Source organism: Paenibacillus sp. An7 (genome assembly GCF_009870785.1).
Lineage (GTDB): Bacteria > Bacillota > Bacilli > Paenibacillales > Paenibacillaceae > Paenibacillus.
The window spans coordinates 338353-357381 of sequence record NZ_WTWX01000003.1 but is presented as its reverse complement, the minus strand read 5'-3'; the positions used below and the strand labels follow the sequence as shown (position 1 = coordinate 357381).

The window sequence follows — 19029 nt, the reverse complement described above, 5'->3', positions numbered from 1 at the left end:
CAGGCCCATCCATAAGTGACAGATTGCTCCGTCTTTCTTTCTTCTCTCATGCGAGAGAAGAACCTATCCGGTATTAGCTACCGTTTCCGGTAGTTATCCCAGTCTTATGGGCAGGTTGCCTACGTGTTACTCACCCGTCCGCCGCTAAGTCTCAGAGAAGCAAGCTTCTCATTGACTCCGCTCGACTTGCATGTATTAGGCACGCCGCCAGCGTTCGTCCTGAGCCAGGATCAAACTCTCCAATAAAGTTATTGAAAAGAGCGATATGCTCATTTAGAAAATGCTGACGAGAACTTAACGTCCTCTTATAGTTTATCGTCCTTCTATTAAGAAAGACGTTCATCATCCATTTGTTCAGTTTTCAAAGAACTTGTTGTTCCAGTTAACTGTTCGCAACTGGATTTTCAGTATAACATGTCGATCATTTCGTTGTCAACTACTTTTTTCGACATTTTGTTTTAACATGTTACTTAGTTAGCTTCTCTAACTCGTAACAGTATCGCTCGAAGCGACAAGAAATAATATATCATGATAAAATAATTTTGACAAGCCTTTTTTAAAAAAATCATAATAAGATAGGTATCTAACTTAACACCTTCCTTATTAAGTACTTATATAACTAAAACAGGAGTCACATCTAATTACATACGACTCCTGTTTTTCTGTTACTTTACCTATAGCTGAAGCAGTCTAATAAGCTCATCTTCATCTTCAATTGTATCAATACCTAGCTGCTGGGCTTTAGCAAGCTTACTGCCTGCTTTTTCCCCTGCAATTACGAGATCCGTTTTCTTAGATACACTTCCCGTTACTTTTGCACCAAGTGCTTCAAGCCGTTCTGTAGCCTCATCACGTGTCAGTTTATGAAGCGTACCTGTAAGAACGACTGTTTTACCACTGAAGAAAGAATCGGTAACGACTGCTTGAGGTTCTTCTGGAGCTTTGGCTTCTACTCCAAGCGAGAGCATCTTTTCGATACTAGCTCTAACAAAAGGATCCTGGAAGAAGGTCACGATACTCTCCGCAACAATCTGCCCAACATCAGGGAGTTCTACAAGCTCTTCTACCGAAGCATCCATAATACGATGAAGATCGCGGTAATGTTCTGCCAGCATTCTAGTTGTCGACTTCCCTGTGTTCGGTATCCCAAGTGCATATAAGAAAGAAGCCAGATCTCTGCCCTTACTGTCTTCAATCGCTTGCAGCAGATTATTCGCTTTTTTCTCTCCAAAGCGAGAGAGTCCAATGATATCTTCGTAAGTGAGAGAGTATAGATCTGCTGGTTCTTTTAGTCCCACCTCGTCATACAGTTGAATGGCTGTTTTATCGCTAAACGTCTCGATGTCCATGGCATCCCGTGAAGCAAAATGGGAGATACGAGCTACAATCTGCGGTTTACAGTTTGATTTGTTATTACAAAACAGATGTGCCCCCCGCTCTTCAAGCGGATAACCGCAAGCTGGACAATCCACAGGGAACACGATCTCTTCACCGTCTGCTTCATCCGTGACTTTTCCGAGAATCTCAGGAATGACATCATTTGATCTACGGATAAAGACACGAGTACCGAGTGCATACTTAAGATTTTTCCGTTCAATATCCCCTACATTGTTCAGTGTACAGTTTGAAACGGTTACCCCTGCTAGTTCAACAGGTTCAACACGGGCAAGTGGAGTTACTTTTCCCGTTCGACCGACATTCCAGCTTACAGCGTTCAGGACGGTTGTGGTCTCTTCCGCCTCAAATTTATACGCAACTGCCCATCTCGGGAACTTATCCGTATAACCTAAAACCTCACGCATCCGCATATTCGTCAACTTTATGACAGCTCCGTCAATTAAATAATCCAGCTTATCTCGGTTTTCCTGAATTTCGGCTAGACGCTCCATTACATCATCAAATTCAGTGAAGTAGCTGATATATGGATTCACTTTGAAATGATTATCCCTTAGAAATTGCATCATCTCTTCGTGGCTAGAGAATCGGATCTCATCCGAGTATCCAACATTATAAAAGAAGGCACTTAGTTTGCGTTCTGAAGTCACCTTAGGATTAAGATTGCGCAGGGCTCCTGCTGCTGCATTTCGGGCATTTTTGAGCGGTTCAGCTGCTGTTTCGTTATATTTACTCAGCACCGATAAGTTCATAATACCTTCGCCTTGAACCTCTATCGTGCCGTCTGAATACGGAATTGTTAATGGAACAGATTTGATTGTCTTAACCTGCGCTAAGATTCCCTCTCCCGTCACACCGTTCCCGCGTGTAGAAGCCTGAACTAACTTACCGTCCGTATAGGTGAGGTTAAGCGTAAGTCCATCAAATTTGAGTTCGATCGCATATTCTGGAGTCGGAAGCGGATTGTCTGGATTCTTCGTATTATAGTCCTGTACCAGACGCTGTACTCTTCCGTTCCAGCTTCGCAACTGTTCTATATTTTGGGCTTTATCTAAACTCCACAAAGGAGATAAGTGCTTATGAGGTTTAAATCCTTTGAGGATCTCCCCGCCCACACGCTGAGTAGGAGAATCAGGAAGGATGATCCCTCCTTCTTGTTCGAGCGTAACAAGTTCATCATACAGCACATCATATTCTTTATCGCTGATTAGCGGATTGTCGAGGGTATAGTAGTGGTAGTTATAGTGATTCAGCTCTTTTACGAGCTCTTCTAATCGATGCATTGGATCCATGCAGGGCAATCCCTCCGTGAATTAATATGTAAGGCCTGCCAGCAAAAATGAAACGGAAATAGTTAGTTTATAAGTTTTTTTGTGTCGAACCTATTGTAAAACCTATCCTTTTCACTCATGCTGGCTGTGGCCTTGATTCAAAATATAAGCGTATATTTATGTTTTCCTTAGCTGTATTTCAGTCTGCAGAAGAATACCATCTTACTACAGAACAACGGAGACTTTTTCTAACATTAAGACTCCACTTTCGTAATAGGTGCGAATCCCGCAAGCAAACGTTTGAGTCCAACGGGTGCAGGGAAGGCAATCTGAAGCTCTGTGTCGTTGCCTGTACCTTTAATAGAAACAATCGTTCCTATACCCCACTTACCATGCTGCACCTTATCGCCTGCCGCAAAATCCTTGGATGCTCCTGCAGCGGATGCCTGAGAACCTCCTGAACCCGTTGTAACTGTTACACGTGAGGCAGCAGAAGCGGTCGATCCGCCAAGACTAAGGTCCTTACGTGCTCCGCCCCCAAAGTTACTTCCTGTTCCCGTGCTGCTAAACCCTCTTCCGCTGTAGGAACCACCTGTATTATTCCCAGTTCCGCGGCGATAGCGGTCACGTGCAATATTGGTATCCTCTTTGAGTTCTTCTGGAATTTCATCCAGGAAGCGGGAAGGCGGGTTAGCTGTCGTACGACCAAATAAGGTACGCATCCGAGCACAGGTCAAGAATAACTGCTGCTCTGCACGTGTAATCCCTACATAAGCCAAACGACGTTCTTCCTCTAATTCCTCTTCGTCCATAAAGGCTCTGCTGTGCGGGAACACCCCTTCTTCCATACCAATGACAAACACAACAGGGAATTCAAGACCTTTTGCACTGTGCATCGTCATCAGGACAACCGCATCCGCCTGTTCCTCTTCATCATCGTTCATGCTGTCAATATCCGCAATGAGAGCAAGGTCTGTCAGGAAAGAGACAAGAGACTTGTCCTCATTATTTTTCTCAAACTCCATCGTTACAGACAGGAACTCATCAATATTTTCGAGACGCGCTTTGGATTCAAGTGTATTCTCGTTCTGGAACTCAAGGCGATACTGGCTCATTTCGAGAATTTTCTCTGTCAGTTCGGTAACCGAAAGATACTCAACCATCTGATGCAAGGCAGCAATCATATCATAAAATTCTACTAGTGCATTACGTGTACGACCTGCAAAGCCAAGATCGTCAACAATCTCAAGCACACGGAAAATAGAGATTCCTCGTTCACCTGCTGCAGCAGCAAGCTTCGCTACCGTCGTATCACCGATGCCCCTCTTCGGTACATTAATAATCCGCGTCAAGCTGATATCATCATCCGGGTTAGAGAGAAGTTTGAGGTAACCAAGAATATCCTTAATTTCTTTTCGATCATAGAACTTAATCCCGCCGACAATTTGGTATGGAATATCGGACTTAATGAGAATTTCCTCAATTACCCGGGACTGAGCATTAGTACGATATAAAATCGCATGAGCTTGATAGGATTTCCCGTTCTTCACATTTTTACTAATTTCCGAAGCTACAAAATAACCTTCATCATGTTCGGAATCCCCGCGATAAACTTTAATCTTCTCTCCGCCTGTTTTGTCGGTCCAAAGTTTCTTCGGTTTACGGCCAGTATTCAGATTAATCACGGCATTTGCTGCATCTAGTATATTCGAAGTGGAACGGTAGTTCTGCTCCAGCATGATGGTGCGAGCTTCTGGATAATCTTTTTCAAAGTTCAGAATGTTCGTGATATCTGCTCCGCGCCAGCGGTAAATCGACTGGTCACTATCCCCTACGACGCAAATCCGGTGATGTTTGTCAGCGAGCATACGGGTGAGCATATACTGCGCACGGTTTGTATCCTGGTACTCGTCCACATGAATGTATTGGAATTTCTTCTGGTAGAAGTCGAGAACCTCGGGTACTTCTTTAAAAAGCTGAATCGTAGTCATAATCAAATCGTCAAAATCAAGCGAATTATTCGCTCTAAGACGTTGTTGGTACTTGGTGTATACTTTCGCCACAATTCCCTCAAAATAATCGCCAATTTGTGCTTCATATTGTGCCGGTGTAATTAGTTCATTCTTCGCTGCGCTCATTGCAGCCTGAACGGCTTTGGGTTCAAATTTCTTCGTGTCGATATTCAGGTCTTTCATACAGTTACGAATGACTGACAATTGATCCGATGAATCCAAGATACTGAAATTCGCGGTAAAACCAATGCGATCAATATCTTTGCGCAAAATTCGTACACACATAGAGTGGAATGTAGAAACCCAGATTTCCCGACCTTGAGAGCCGCCAACGAGCTTCGATACACGGTCCTGCATTTCACGTGCTGCTTTATTCGTAAACGTAATAGCTAGAATGCTCCAAGGTGCTGCCTTCTTGGTGGCTACTAGATAAGCAATTCGGTGAGTAAGCACACGAGTCTTACCACTTCCTGCTCCGGCCATAATCAGCAGCGGTCCTTCGGTAGTCACTACAGCTTCTCGCTGCGGGGGGTTAAGGCGCGAAATTGCGTCTTGTATGTCAATGGATTGCATAAATGCAAGCCCCTTTCTTCTATTAATATGGTGTTGATATAAGGAAGAACATGCTAGTCAATAGAAATGACCCACCGACGTTCATGGTTATGCACCGGCTATTACTTATGTAGCCGTGAAATCAGTGAAGTCAAATGGGCAAGATGGACTGGCCTAAAGACCAAGTTTGTTTTATTCGGGTAGAGATGATAGATACAGATATCATCTTTAAGATTTATTTTCACAATTAAAAATCAGTTCCTGAGGTATTCATTGTACCCTTAGCTCGTATTCAGACTCAACTTGTAAAGTCTAGACAAATAGACTCATTATTCCGGCTCTACACAGGCTTTACGGCTGATACGGTCGAGAGCGCAGCCTTCAGATCATTGTATAAAATATTGCCAACGACAATCGTATCTGAAACCCGGGCAGCTTCCCTTGCTGTCACCTCATCACAAATACCGCCGCCATAAAATAACTGTGCACTAGATATCGCTTGATGGGCTTCCTTCACGATAGTCATATCGCCAAATGTACCGCTGTATTCGACATAAACAATAGGAAGATTCATCAGTTTGTCCGCAACCTGCGCATAGGCCGTAACACTGCTCTCATCGAGATCCGTATGTGCTTCTGTCAGTTTCGCTACAGTGGAGTCTGAATTTAGAACAATGTATCCTTCGGGAACCAGCAGTTCCCAGGGAATCATATAGCCATACTCTTCAATCGCCGCCTGATGAAGTCCCGTGATCCAGCGTGAATGATCTGTATTCAGCACCATTGGGATCATATAAAGGTCGAAGCCTGGCACCACCGCGGATAAATCAGACACCTCTTGCACACAAGGAAGCTCGTACCGGCGTACACGGGATAGTAAATCGACCGTATTCTCATAGGTAATACCAGAGGAACCCCCGATCATAATCGCATCAGAACCCGACATACAAACGGCATCGAGTGTATCATCTGTCATCTCCCGGTCCGGGTCCAGCTTGAAAATATGCTTCCAATCCTTGATCATTTCCTTCAACAGTTCATTCCTCCATGCTGCATGTTTATACTTAAGATTAGGTGAGTAAATCTAAGATTTAAATCATACGAAAAACCTCTACTGCTAAGTCTAAGTCAGGGGGAAGTGAGTGTCAATTTATGTTCGTATTTTAGGGGAACAAAGTTAATTGTTGGGGGTGTTAAGGTGAGGTGAAGTAGTTTTATATAAAAATAAAACCTCCCTGCTAACAAGGAAGTTTATTAATTATTTCTAGTCTACCTTAGTAGTCGTAAATATTCAGAAATTCAGAAAGTCCATCTTTCCAATGAGGGAAGTCCTTGAAACCATTCGTTCTAATTGAGACATGATCCATAACCGAGTTAGAAGGTCTTGGTGCAGGGCGAGGAAACTGTTCTGTGCTACAAGGTATAAGATTAGCTGTTATTTTTACATTCAGGATTTCTTTTGCTTGTTCGAAAATTTCCCTTGTGAATTCATACCATGTACATTCTCCAGTACCGGATGCATGATAAATTCCATAACATTCTGTATCTACGAGTTCAAGCAAAAACTCTGCAAGATGTACAGTATATGTTGGCGATCCCTTTTGATCATGTACTACCTGTAGTTCCGGCTTCTCTTGACCCAGCTTCAACATGGTTTTCACAAAATTATTCCCATGTGCTCCGTAAACCCACGAGGTGCGTACAATAAAATAGCGTGAGTTTAGTGTCTGAGCAAGAATTTCACCTGCACGCTTAGACTGTCCATAAATACTCTGTGGATCTGTATTATCATATTCTCTATAGGCAGTAGTAGATGTTCCATCAAAAACATAGTCTGTACTAATGTATACTAATTTCGCTCCGATCTTTTCTGCTGCAACCGCAATATTTCGGGTACCAACTGCATTAATGAGGTACGCACCATCCACATCAGATTCTGCAGCATCTACCGCCGTATATGCGGCACAGTGAATAACAGCATCAGGTTGAAACGCATCAATCACTTGGTTACACTCTGCTTGATTGGTGATATCTAATTTCGTTCGATCACAACCCAAAACTTCATGTCCATTACTGCTAAAAAGTTTAAATACATCCGTACCCAGCTGACCGCCAGCCCCTGTAACGACTACTCTCATTCTACACCTCCAAATATTCTCTTTAGGGTGAAGAATTATTATTGTTGATACTCTCCAGATTGGATTCTTTTCCACCATTCTTTGTTAGACAAGTACCAGGCTATTGTTGCTTTTATCCCTGTTTCAAACGAATACTTCGGCTTCCAACCTAGTTCAGAAACAAGTTTCGCCGGATCGATACCATAACGCCGATCATGACCCAGTCTGTCTTCAACAAACGTCATGAGAGACTCAGGTTTATTCAGTTCTTTTAGAATCGTTTTGACAATATGAATATTCGTTCGTTCATTATTCCCGCCGATGTTGTACACTTCTCCAACCTTACCCTGATGAATGACGAGATCAATAGCACTGCAATGATCTTCTACATAAAGCCAATCTCGAATATGAAGTCCATCTCCATAGATAGGAAGAGCCTCGTCATGCAGCGCTTTGATAATCATAAGCGGGATCAACTTTTCAGGAAACTGGTAGGGACCGTAGTTGTTAGAGCAGCGTGTAATATTTACAGGGAGATCAAATGTTTCGTGATATGCCCGAACTAATAGGTCTCCTCCTGCTTTACTCGCAGAATAAGGACTATTGGGCTGCAGAGGTGTTTTTTCTGTAAACAATCCAGTTTCTCCTAGCGTTCCATAAACCTCATCTGTAGAAACTTGAACATATTTGGTAACTTCGTACTTTTTCGCAGCGTCAAGCAGAACTTGTGTCCCCAACACGTTTGTTCTTACAAATATATTCGGAGATAAAATACTTCGATCCACATGGGATTCAGCTGCAAAGTTAACTACCACATCCACTCCTTGCTGAAAAATTAAATCCACAGCCACTGGATCAGCAATGTCAGCTCTTACAAAGGTGTAGTTGGTGTTATCCTCTATAGATTTAAGATTATCTAAGTTGCCGGCATAAGTAATAAAATCCATATTTACTATCTGATAGTTCGGATATTTGTTCAACATATATATAATAAAGTTACTGCCAATAAAGCCCGCCCCGCCTGTAACTAATACTCTCATTGATGTAATAACCCCCTACTCATAAATTTCTGCGTCCTTAAGCAATGGATGGCGCTGATCTTTATCTGACAATATCGGTTTTGATACCGGCCAATCAATATTTAGAGAAGAATCACTCCATAATATACCTCGGTCATTCTCAGGTGAATAGCTTTCATCTACTTTGTACATCACCTGTGTGTTAGGAACCAGCGTACAAAAACCATGTGCGAACCCTCTGGGCACCAGCAATTGACGCTTATTATCTTCACTTAAAATCACTCCTACCCACTTTCCGAATGTAGGTGAACTTTTCCGAATATCGAGAATCACATCATAGATCGCTCCGCTAAGAACACGTACCAGTTTTGTTTGTGCTTTAGGATGAAGCTGGTAATGCATCCCGCGAAGTACTCCGGTCTCTGCTGATAACGAGTGATTATCTTGAATAAACGTAAAATGGAGTCCGTTTCGCTCAAAAAGTTGCTTGTTATAACTCTCCATAAAAAAACCTCTGTTATCTCCATAAATTAACGGTTCAAGGATTAAAGCCCCGCCTAATTTCAGGTCGATGATTTTCAATGGTTTCCCCCCTCAAAAGGATTGCAATCTTGCACTCTCTATACAACACTCCGGGATTGCTAGTTGCGCGCATCCCCTAAAAGCAATATATGCAGAAACCACGTCCGTAATATCGACAAAAAACATAATAAAAAACGGGGTTGTCTTCACTATGCAGTAAAGACAACCCCGTTTCTTTTTTCTCAAAACTATTTATTTCACGAGCTGACCGCGAGTTACACCCAGCTGATTTGTTGCTTTTAAAGTCTTCCATACCTGTGTACCGCTGATCTCTCCGCGCAGGGCACGGTTATACAGATCAATGACTTCATGTACTTGCTCTGGAGTTTCTTCCAGGAACTCGACACGGTAGCGGGATACGCCTAGGTCCATGAAGTTGGTCAGGTATTCAGCACCCGACTGTTCGATTGCATTGTACACCGTGTTACGGCAGCCTTCATCAACACGAACCGGATGTGACATACCAATACGGTCTTGCAATGACACACTGTGATCTTCACAAGGACGACCGCAGTTGGTATAGTCAGTTCCTTCACTAAGGAATGTGCAATATACACAATGTTCCGTGTGGAACATTGGCAAATGCTGATGGATCACGACTTCCAATTTATCTGTCTGCGAACGTTCAAGCAGATCGACCATTTGCTGAATATTCAGGTCATAAGATGGTGTAACATAATCGCATCCTGACTCTACGAATAGCTCAACTGCTTTGTGGTTGGCAATGTTCAAAGAGAAATCACCAATCAGTTCCGGATGCTCCGCATCTGGATTCTCCATCCGATGACGAAGGTAGAAGTATAGCGCACCTGTGTTACGAACTAGCACAGCATCAGGCTTCAGACGCAGGATATTGTTATGGTACCCATTCTCGCCTGGCATATGAATACGCGGTGTAGCAAGTGCGATTTTTTTACCCGCTGCGTGTACCATCTCAACTGCTGCAGGGAACTGCTTGATGAACTCGAAATCGGCATAAATCATGCCAACTCCTGCTTCAATCGCTGCTTCCACTTGTGGAAGACTGCGGCAGAGTGCGGTAAGTTCCGCATCGCCGCGTTTTACAGGTGCTGCAGGAGTAGCCGCATCGCCGTATACTTCCACTTCACGTTTCACGTAGACAGGAGGTTTCGGACGTTCGCCAACGAGCATATCCACCGCACGGCGGCGAATACTGTTCAGCTCACGCATGGGTACGATAACGTCCCCGTGAAGCTCTACATCAAGTTTCTCCAGTTGGTACACGGTACCGCCAAGACGTCCAAATTGCTCTTCAAGCAATTCACGGTTCATCGGGCGCTTCTTAGCAATCTCCAGTTCGAGTTCGGAATTCACATGAACGGTTGTCCCTTTTTGCACATCAGTCCAAGTCGTCTCAAGCAAACCACCTGGGCGGCCGACAACACTGACATGTACAGGGAAGACCCGATATGGTTTTTCCGTCTCATAGCTTTGACGCAGACGCTTGTCGAGTGCAGGATCGTTGGTTTTCCAGATCCGATCTCCTTCATGCAAACGACGCAAATCTACATCACTGCGGCCAGGTACGATATCAATAATCCATCCTTCGCCAGCTTCGCCTTCAATCTTCACACCTTGTCTACGGATATCGTATACACGTCCGCCTTCTTCACGTTGTGTTGGATCTCCCGCATCAAATACAATTCCGTCTCCACGTTTCAGCGGAGCTTCAATCTTACATACAACTCCATCACGCAAAATCTTCTCTACACGCCCAAGATATACACCGCGGCTTTTCGGGAAGGTACCGTCAACTAATTTCTTATTGTTCGTTCCTTCTAGGAAACCATGGGTAAATCCACGAGAGAAACTTTGCTGAAGTTCACGAATTTCTTCTTTACTTACAGGATTCTCAATACCGTCAAAATATCCATCAATCGCTTTACGGTATTTGCTGACTACGTTTGCCACATACTCAGGAGTTTTAAGACGTCCTTCAATTTTAAAAGAAGTTACTCCTGCTTCAATCAGTTCAGGCATAATATCAATCGCAGCAAGGTCCTTAGGAGATAGCAGATAAGCTACGTCGCCCATCGGTTTTTGCTCTCCATCAACCATCAGATCATAAGGAAGACGACAAGCCTGCGCACATTCTCCGCGGTTTGCGGAACGTCCACCCCACATCTCAGAAGTCAAACATTGACCTGAGTAGGAGACACAGAGCGCACCATGCACGAATACTTCCATCGGCAAACGTGCTTGCTCTCCAATTTTTTGAATTTGCTTAAGGTTATTTTCCCGTCCTAGTACGACACGTTCTATATCAAAAGGTTTCGTGAATTCAACCGCTTCAGGCGAGGTAATGGTCATCTGTGTTGACCCGTGAATCGGGAAATCCGGAGAAATCTCGCGGATCATTTTTACAAGACCGAGATCCTGAACGATAACCGCATCTACCCCTGCATCTACACAAGCGTCCACAAGTTCCTTCGCATCACGAAGCTCGTTCTCAAATACCAATATATTAAATGTCAAAAATCCTTTTACACCGTAGCTGTGCAAATACGCCATAATTTCAGGCAGTTCTTCCATACGGAAATTATTCGCTCTTGCCCGGGCATTAAATTTCTCAACACCAAAAAATATCGCATCCGCACCATTCGCAACAGCGGAACGCATGCAATCCCAATCACCGGCAGGAGCAAGCAGCTCCACATCTTCTCTTCTTAATGCTTTAATATCCATATATCCTCCTAAACCCGCATAAATCACGGGTTGCAATATAAAACCGAAACCTTGTATTCATCCTTACTCCATACGATTAGTGTAGCCAATCTATGAAACAACTATAATAGTGTATCAAATCCACTCTCTTTCCTCTACCACTTCCTGAAAAAACCGATAAATAAAATAACATGTAAAGTCTCACATGGTGCACATAAAAAGAGCAGCGAACAGATTTCTCCGCCTACTGCCCAATTTACGAAACAACTTATCCTTATTCATTAAAAGAGAATGATTTCAGTGCATGATCCAGTGCATTTTTTTGAACCTCTGTACGATTGGCATCATTCATGACGCTTGTTATGGTATACGTAACTCCTTTATGTTCGAACAGAATTTGTTTCCCTTGATGCGGAATTCCATTCTCTATCTCATGATAAGTAAAGGATGTGGCGGGTTGTCCTGCAAAGGTGATACTTTCGGTTCCCACTAAGCGAAAATCCTTCCGGCTTTTCCCTGCCTCTATATAGGATTCCTTTATCTGACTTACGGCCATTTCCACTGAGATTTCTTCGTTTGTCTGAATAGAGAAATATCCACCCGTGAACTGATAAGATATTTTAGATCGCTCATATTGATCTTGAAGCGGTGTCCAAAAGCGCGGAATATCCAGTGAGTATCCATATTTTTTAGAAGAGCGTGTTACGGACTTCGTTTTATCGATCAAATAAGGATCTTCGCCCAAACGCCCAAAATTTTCAGTAACAGTCTCAAAATCAATCTCAAGAGACTTCAAGATGGAATCAAACCGTTCCATCTCTTCTTCTGCTTTTTTCGGAACCGCGTATTCTAGATAATAACGATACCCTTTTTCCTGAATCAGCACGTTATATTCTGTCGTCCATCCATCTCCGAAGTTATACTCAAACTTGTTAATCTGCGCATCCTTCTCTGCCACTTTCGCTGTATAGGAATCAATCTCACGGTAAGCATCAGTAACAAACACATCTTTCATCCATTTTGCCAGCTGGTCACTCCAATCTTTGACCGAAGCACCCTTGGGGGCAGAAGTGACTTGCAAAGAAAGATGGGTTCCCTTTTTACTCTCATACACCATGTTTTGATTATCCTTACTCCACTCCGCAGGCACCGTGAGCCTGATACCATAATCCTGGTTATAGGCTGTTGTCATCCCGTCTTCTACCGTTGATAAATCTTTTATCGAATGATCTGACGTGTTAAATGATGTTTTGAATGAGTTTAGCAAAGGGGCATATTTTTGGAGATCTTTATAGTTGCTTGCTACGTTATCTGAAAAATATATTTCATATAAGCGCCCGTTATCATAGTATTGTCTAACTTCCCAGAATACACCCTCTGTATCCTTTGCAACGATGCGGGCATAAGGCGTAGGTGCGTTTGGATAAGCTTCCCGGTCCATTACTGTCTCGCCCATGCTTTTGGCTTCCTGAATCAGCTGTTGCAGCATATCATCTGCATCAAGCTTCACTTCTTCCGCATTCACAAGAATTTCAAAATAATAGGCACCTTCGGCATCCATAAAGTTGATATAATCTTCACTTTCATCATAAGAACTGCCGACAACAAGTCCTGTTGGGTAATTCATAGACCATCCATAGTAACTGTTTCCTATTTTCGTTTTTCCTACATCAGCGTCAATCCCATCTTCGGATTGTTCGTGATCGGCGTCTTCATTATCATTCCCTTTGAGACGAACTACAAGCTCACCGCTCGGGTTCTTCTGGATACTCGCTCCAAGACCTTCTGCAACAGGACGCAGCGGCACCATCAGTACCCCTTGTTTCATTTCCGGAACAGCACTCATCTCTACCTTCTTACCATCGATCCAGGCTGTAGAACTGCCAATAGTTAACGCGACGGTATGTGGTCCATCCATAATCTTAACGACATCCGTACCGCTCAGCTTAATTTGACTGTTAAACGTCTTCTTAAAAACGCCCAGTGGCACCATCAACGTTCCTTTTTGAATATAAGGTTTGTTAATGCTCTGTTTCTCTCCATTGATAGCCGCAACCGTACTACCTGCCTTTACTCTAAGCTCATCCATATGACTCGCTTCAGCCAGCATGGGAACAGCCCCGCCAAAAGCAAGCACCCCTGTAAGCAAAAAAGCAGCCACGATCTGTGCCGATCTTGAATTATTCAATCTATCTTCTCTCCATTCTTCGGTTAAAAATCAGATTCCTCTTCTTCGGAATATACTTCCGTTTCGCCTTGAGTAAGAACGACCTGCCTTGACACAATATCTCCGCCCGACTGCATGAGAAGATTCACTTTTTGTCCGGGTAGATAACTTTTGAGCAGTTCGTTAATGTCGACCACCGAAGTAACACGTTTCCCAGCAATACTGTAGAGTTCATCCCCCTCTTTCATTCCTGCTTTCTTCGCTTCCTTGGTGAGGACACTTGTAATCGTGAGCGGATCTTCTGTCGGGAGGCCTACGATAGCAGACCAGCTTTCTTCGAGCTCTACTCCCAAACTGGCGCGTTTAACCTCTCCATACGTGAAATAATGTTTAATTACATAATTAACGGTTTCTGCTGGTATAGAGAAACCTGTATTTTCTACGCCCAAAGCTGCAAATTTCATGGAATTAATGCCGACCACTTCACCTTTTAGATTCACGAGCGGACCGCCGCTGTTTCCTGGATTAATCGCCGTGTCGCTTTGAATAAGCCGGTATGAACCATTGACTGCACGGTTTAACCCACTTACTACCCCAACCGTAGCCGAATTTCGCAATGAAAAAGAGACTGGTGTTCCAATTGCAATAACCGTTTCTCCTACACGAGTCTGCTCTGTGGAACTTATGAATTTGGCTGCCTTCAGTGATTTTGCATTGATTTTTATAATAGCGATGTCACTAACAGGATCACTGTAGCTTTTAACAATCTTATAAGACTTGCCATCAGACGTAACAACTACAGCTTCAGTGAGCCCATCGATCACGTGCGCATTCGTTACAATCCATCCGCTAGATTTAATAACCACGCCTGTGCCATGTGCTAGGTTATATCGATCCGATCCTCCTGATTCTTCGCCGTCTTCAGCACGACCTATAATTCCTACAACGGAAGGAGATACGTTATCAATGACATCTGGTACCTGATCTTTCGCAGTATATATGTACTTCCCCGTTTTGCTGTCGTATTTGCCAGTACCGCCTATTTTGGCGAGAACCTGTTTTGAATTAATATAAATTTGGCCCCCTTCTTGCTTCGCATCGAATGATATGCTCGCCGCATTTACGTCAGATGCAAATACAAAGGTGGATGCCACTAGGCATGCAGCTGCAGCCATGCCAGCTGATCTGTATATAGATTTCAATTTTTTCACCTGTTCCTCTCTATCCTCTTTACTTCGTTCTCTATCTATCTCTAATTAGGTATGTATGGTAAATAGTAAATCTTATTTCTGTGAAACTACTGAATATCTTCTCTTACTTAAAATATGGGAATAAAAAACACCTTCCTTATAATTCAACGGAAAGTGTTCTTGAAATAATAAGGCTTCATTCAATTAACTAAATCAAAAGCAACTAAAGGTACTAAGAAATTGATTCAACTGAGCCAATTCTTAATCATAGCATAATCTGTAATCAAAAAGACAAGCAGGCTGACGATCGTAAACCCGATGGCAAATAGGTTTTTCTTAGGTGCTTTTACCAAACGAACCAAGCCAATCGATATAATGATGGTAAACAAGATGACAAAAATATCAAAACCATTAAATTTCGTAGTTGCACTTGCAGCTTCTGCTAACAGCATAAATGCACCTCCTTAGGTCGATTATCGTACACCGTACAAGCGTTTACACCTTCTTATATGTTATCTTCATAATCCAGGTTACGCAAGCCTTTTCATCCAAATAATTCAAAATAATCCAGTTCGCCGTTCTCTCTACCCTCTCCTTGTCTTCTAATTGCATAAAAAAGCAGAAAAGACGAATGTCTTTCCTGCTAGTTACTATGATTTACGTGTGATGAAGTTCAAGCTTTTTACTGCGCTCTGTATCCCGTTCAAGAACCGGTTTGAGATATTTCCCTGTGTACGATCCTTTGACATTCACAATCTCTTCAGGCGTTCCTGTACCTAGCAGTGTTCCTCCACCGCTTCCTCCCTCAGGACCCAGGTCAATAATGTGGTCAACGGTCTTAATTACATCCAGATTATGCTCGATCACAAGTACCGACTCGCCAGAATCGACAAGACGTTGTAACACTTTTAGCAAGCGATCAATGTCATCGACATGAAGTCCTGTGGTAGGTTCATCCAAAATGTACATTGTTTTTCCTGTACTGCGTCGATACAGTTCGGATGCAAGCTTCACGCGCTGTGCCTCTCCCCCAGATAAGGTCGTTGCTGGTTGACCCAGCTTAACATAACCAAGACCTACATCCATAAGGGTTTGCATCTTCCGGTGAATTTTCGGAATGTTTTGGAAAAATTCTGTTGCATCTTCTACTGTCATTTCAAGTACTTCAGAAATGTTTTTCGATTTATATTTTACTTCCAGCGTCTCGCGGTTATATCGTTTCCCTTTACATACTTCACATGGAACGTAGACATCTGGCAAGAAGTGCATTTCAATCTTAATAATCCCGTCTCCGCGGCAAGCCTCACAGCGTCCACCTTTTATGTTAAAGCTAAACCGGCCCTTTTTATATCCACGAAGTTTCGCTTCATTCGTCTGGGAGAATAGATCACGGATATCATCAAATACACCGGTGTACGTTGCAGGATTTGAACGCGGTGTGCGTCCAATCGGTGACTGGTCAATATCGATGACTTTATCAATATGCTCAAGTCCGCGGATTTCTTTGTGTTGACCTGGACGTACTTTAGCCCGGTTTAGATCACGCGCTAGTGTCTTATACAGAATTTCATTAACAAGCGTAGACTTACCAGAGCCGGATACCCCTGTAACTGCCGTAAATACACCGAGTGGTATTTTTACATTAATGTTCTTCAGGTTATTCTCCTTCGCACCGCGTATCTCTAGAAAACGATTATCGCCTTGGCGTCTCTCTGCTGGAACTGGAATGAACTTGCGTCCACTCAAATAACTACCTGTCAGGGAGTTAGGATCCTCCATAATTTCTTGCGGCGTTCCTTGAGACATGACTTGTCCACCATGAATCCCGGCACCTGGGCCAATATCAATAATATGGTCGGCTGCCATCATCGTGTCCTCATCATGTTCGACCACGATGAGCGTATTACCAAGGTCACGCATATGAGCGAGTGTAGAAATGAGGCGATCGTTATCTCTTTGATGTAGACCAATACTTGGCTCATCAAGAATGTATAATACGCCCATGAGACTTGAACCAATCTGAGTTGCAAGACGAATCCGCTGCGCTTCTCCGCCGGACAAAGTTCCTGCAGCACGGCTCATCGTCAGATAGTCGAGACCTACATTGACAAGGAAGCCGAGACGGCTGTTGATTTCTTTTAGAATGAGCTTAGCGATGGATTGTTCTTTCTCTGACAACGTTAATGAGTCAAAAAAATTCACTGCCTCTCCAATCGAGAGTTCCGTAACGTAAGCCATGTTGTGATCGTTAATCGTGACAGCCAATATTTCTTTTTTGAGCCGATGACCTTTACATGTTCCGCAGGGCTTTGCACTCATATAGCCTTCGATAAACTCCCGAACCCCTTCGGATGCTGTATCGCGATACCGGCGTTCAAGATTTGGAATTATTCCTTCAAAAGCGACATAAGCCTCTTTTCGTTGACCAAAATCATTCTCATAACGGAAGCGAATCTTCTCTCCATTCGTTCCATGCAGCAGCTTGTTCATCTGATCAGCGGGAAGCTCGCTGACTGGGATATCCATAGGGATCTTATAATGCTCACACACGGAGCGTAAGAACTGAGGATAGTAATTGGAGGTTCCTCCTGCCCAAGCATCAAAAGCTCCTTTTTCAATGGTCTTACTAGGATCAGGTACAAGCAGTTCTGGGTCAACAATCATCTTGACTCCGAGTCCATCACAGTCTGGGCAAGCACCAAACGGACTGTTAAATGAAAACATTCGCGGAGACAATTCCTCCATACTGAAACCACAAATCGGGCAGGCAAAATTCGAACTGAAACGAAGCTCTTCCTGTCCAATAATATCGACCAACAATTGGCCGCCAGAAATTTTTAGAGCCGTTTCTATTGAATCTGCAAGCCGGGCTTGTACATCTTCTTTTACAACAATTCGGTCTACAACCACTTCAATGGTATGCTTTTTATTTTTCTCCAGTTCAATCGTTTCCGAGAGATCTCTCATCTCTCCATCAATTCTTACACGAACAAAACCTTGTTTTGATATGTCCGCTAGAATATTTTTGTGTTCCCCTTTACGGCCCGAAATCACAGGCGCCAAAATTTGAAGTCTGGTTCTCTCTGGATAATTCATAATCCGGTCAACCATTTGCTCCACCGTTTGGGAGGTAATCTCAATTCCGTGTTCCGGACAATGCGGATGACCAATCCTTGCAAAAAGGAGACGCAAATAGTCATAGATTTCCGTTACAGTACCTACCGTAGAACGCGGGTTTCTGCTCGTTGTTTTCTGATCGATAGAGATCGCAGGTGATAAACCCTCAATAGAATCTAAATCCGGTTTTTCCATCTGCCCAAGAAATTGACGGGCATAGGCAGACAACGACTCTACATATCGGCGCTGTCCTTCTGCATAGATGGTATCAAAAGCAAGTGAAGATTTACCGGAACCGCTAAGTCCGGTCAGTACGATAAATTTATCACGCGGAATGGTGACATCTATATTTTTTAGGTTATGCGCTCTAGCGCCTTTAATTACAATATTCTCGCTTGCCACATGCTCATCTCCTTAGGGGAACTTCGTACTTCACCCACCTAAATCCTCCCTGACAGGGAGGACCCCAGAGGACTTCCCTCTGGACTCCCAAACTGGCTGTATGGAGGAGGTTGGCGTTGTTATCGTGCTACTTTGGTATAATGGGGGCGCATCCCCCTGATCTATAACACTCCCATCGGAGTGTTATAGATCAGGGATGCTTGCAGGCGCTGGATTGCTGGAGGCTTCGCTCCTCCAGCTACGGACCATTGCCCTCTGGGCTCGGTCCTTGTAAGGGACTATGGCTGGAGATTGCTTCGCTTCTCCAGCAGTGGACCATTGCCCTCTGGGCTCGGTCCTTATAAGGGACGGTGGCTGGTGGTCGCTTCGCTTCTCCAGCAGCGGACCATTGCCCCCTGGGCTCGGTCCCATTTATATTATTTAAACAGTATATCTACAAGTATAGCCTGTGAACTTTATTTTCAAGCGATATTTCTTTATAAGAAAACAAAGAAGAGTACATAAAGATCAAACTCTATAT

At 43.5% G+C, this 19029-nt stretch carries 11 protein-coding genes and 1 rRNA gene; all 12 read right to left on the bottom strand.

All coding sequences use genetic code 11. The annotated features are described in order from the left end of the window. A 16S ribosomal RNA gene (locus GQY27_RS06820) occupies positions 1 to 246 on the bottom strand; the annotation flags it as partial. A 428-nt stretch (positions 247 to 674) separates the two neighbouring features. Next, positions 675 to 2687: an NAD-dependent DNA ligase LigA gene (ligA, locus tag GQY27_RS06815; RefSeq protein ID WP_160032786.1), complete on the bottom strand. Its 2013-nt coding sequence runs from the start codon at positions 2685 to 2687 to the stop codon at positions 675 to 677. Positions 2688 to 2920: 233 nt separating this feature from the next. Continuing rightward, positions 2921 to 5251, bottom strand: coding sequence for a DNA helicase PcrA (pcrA, locus tag GQY27_RS06810; RefSeq protein WP_160032785.1), 2331 nt, complete (start codon positions 5249 to 5251; stop codon positions 2921 to 2923). A gap of 319 nt (positions 5252 to 5570) precedes the next feature. After that, the gene (gene pcrB / locus GQY27_RS06805; RefSeq protein ID WP_160032784.1) at positions 5571 to 6263 is read right to left on the bottom strand and encodes a heptaprenylglyceryl phosphate synthase; all 693 of its coding nucleotides are present in this window, start codon (positions 6261 to 6263) and stop codon (positions 5571 to 5573) included. 241 nt (positions 6264 to 6504) lie between these two features. Next, positions 6505 to 7368 carry a dTDP-4-dehydrorhamnose reductase gene (rfbD, locus tag GQY27_RS06800; RefSeq protein ID WP_160032783.1) on the bottom strand — a complete coding sequence of 288 codons (864 nt, stop codon included), beginning with the start codon at positions 7366 to 7368 and terminating at the stop codon, positions 6505 to 6507. Between the two features lie 38 nt (positions 7369 to 7406). Beyond that, on the bottom strand, positions 7407 to 8387 hold the full coding sequence (rfbB, locus tag GQY27_RS06795; RefSeq protein ID WP_160032782.1) for a dTDP-glucose 4,6-dehydratase: 981 nt from the start codon (positions 8385 to 8387) through the stop codon (positions 7407 to 7409). 15 nt (positions 8388 to 8402) lie between these two features. Next, a complete protein-coding gene (gene rfbC / locus GQY27_RS06790) occupies positions 8403 to 8948 on the bottom strand; it encodes a dTDP-4-dehydrorhamnose 3,5-epimerase (protein ID WP_160032781.1) in 546 nt (181 codons plus the stop codon). A 192-nt stretch (positions 8949 to 9140) separates the two neighbouring features. Beyond that, the gene (locus GQY27_RS06785) at positions 9141 to 11654 is read right to left on the bottom strand and encodes a U32 family peptidase (RefSeq protein WP_160032780.1); all 2514 of its coding nucleotides are present in this window, start codon (positions 11652 to 11654) and stop codon (positions 9141 to 9143) included. Positions 11655 to 11907: 253 nt separating this feature from the next. Then, the gene (locus GQY27_RS06780) at positions 11908 to 13821 is read right to left on the bottom strand and encodes a stalk domain-containing protein (RefSeq protein WP_160032779.1); all 1914 of its coding nucleotides are present in this window, start codon (positions 13819 to 13821) and stop codon (positions 11908 to 11910) included. A gap of 23 nt (positions 13822 to 13844) precedes the next feature. Then, complete coding sequence (locus GQY27_RS06775) at positions 13845 to 14975, bottom strand: S1C family serine protease (RefSeq protein ID WP_160032811.1); 1131 nt, start codon at positions 14973 to 14975, stop codon at positions 13845 to 13847. A 260-nt stretch (positions 14976 to 15235) separates the two neighbouring features. Further along, on the bottom strand, positions 15236 to 15442 hold the full coding sequence (locus GQY27_RS06770) for a hypothetical protein (RefSeq protein WP_160032778.1): 207 nt from the start codon (positions 15440 to 15442) through the stop codon (positions 15236 to 15238). Between the two features lie 205 nt (positions 15443 to 15647). Then, entirely contained in the window at positions 15648 to 18509 is a 2862-nt protein-coding gene (gene uvrA, locus GQY27_RS06765) for an excinuclease ABC subunit UvrA (RefSeq protein ID WP_160032777.1), read from the bottom strand. Positions 18510 to 19029 lie beyond the last annotated feature (520 nt).

Coding starts and splice junctions, on each gene's coding strand:
- GQY27_RS06775 (WP_160032811.1), bottom strand. CDS start 14,975: ATGGCTGCAGCTGCATGCCTAGTGGCATCCACCTTTGTATTTGCATCT.
- GQY27_RS06785 (WP_160032780.1), bottom strand. CDS start 11,654: ATGGATATTAAAGCATTAAGAAGAGAAGATGTGGAGCTGCTTGCTCCT.
- rfbD (WP_160032783.1), bottom strand. CDS start 7,368: ATGAGAGTAGTCGTTACAGGGGCTGGCGGTCAGCTGGGTACGGATGTA.
- rfbB (WP_160032782.1), bottom strand. CDS start 8,387: ATGAGAGTATTAGTTACAGGCGGGGCGGGCTTTATTGGCAGTAACTTT.
- GQY27_RS06770 (WP_160032778.1), bottom strand. CDS start 15,442: ATGCTGTTAGCAGAAGCTGCAAGTGCAACTACGAAATTTAATGGTTTT.
- ligA (WP_160032786.1), bottom strand. CDS start 2,687: ATGGATCCAATGCATCGATTAGAAGAGCTCGTAAAAGAGCTGAATCAC.
- pcrA (WP_160032785.1), bottom strand. CDS start 5,251: ATGCAATCCATTGACATACAAGACGCAATTTCGCGCCTTAACCCCCCG.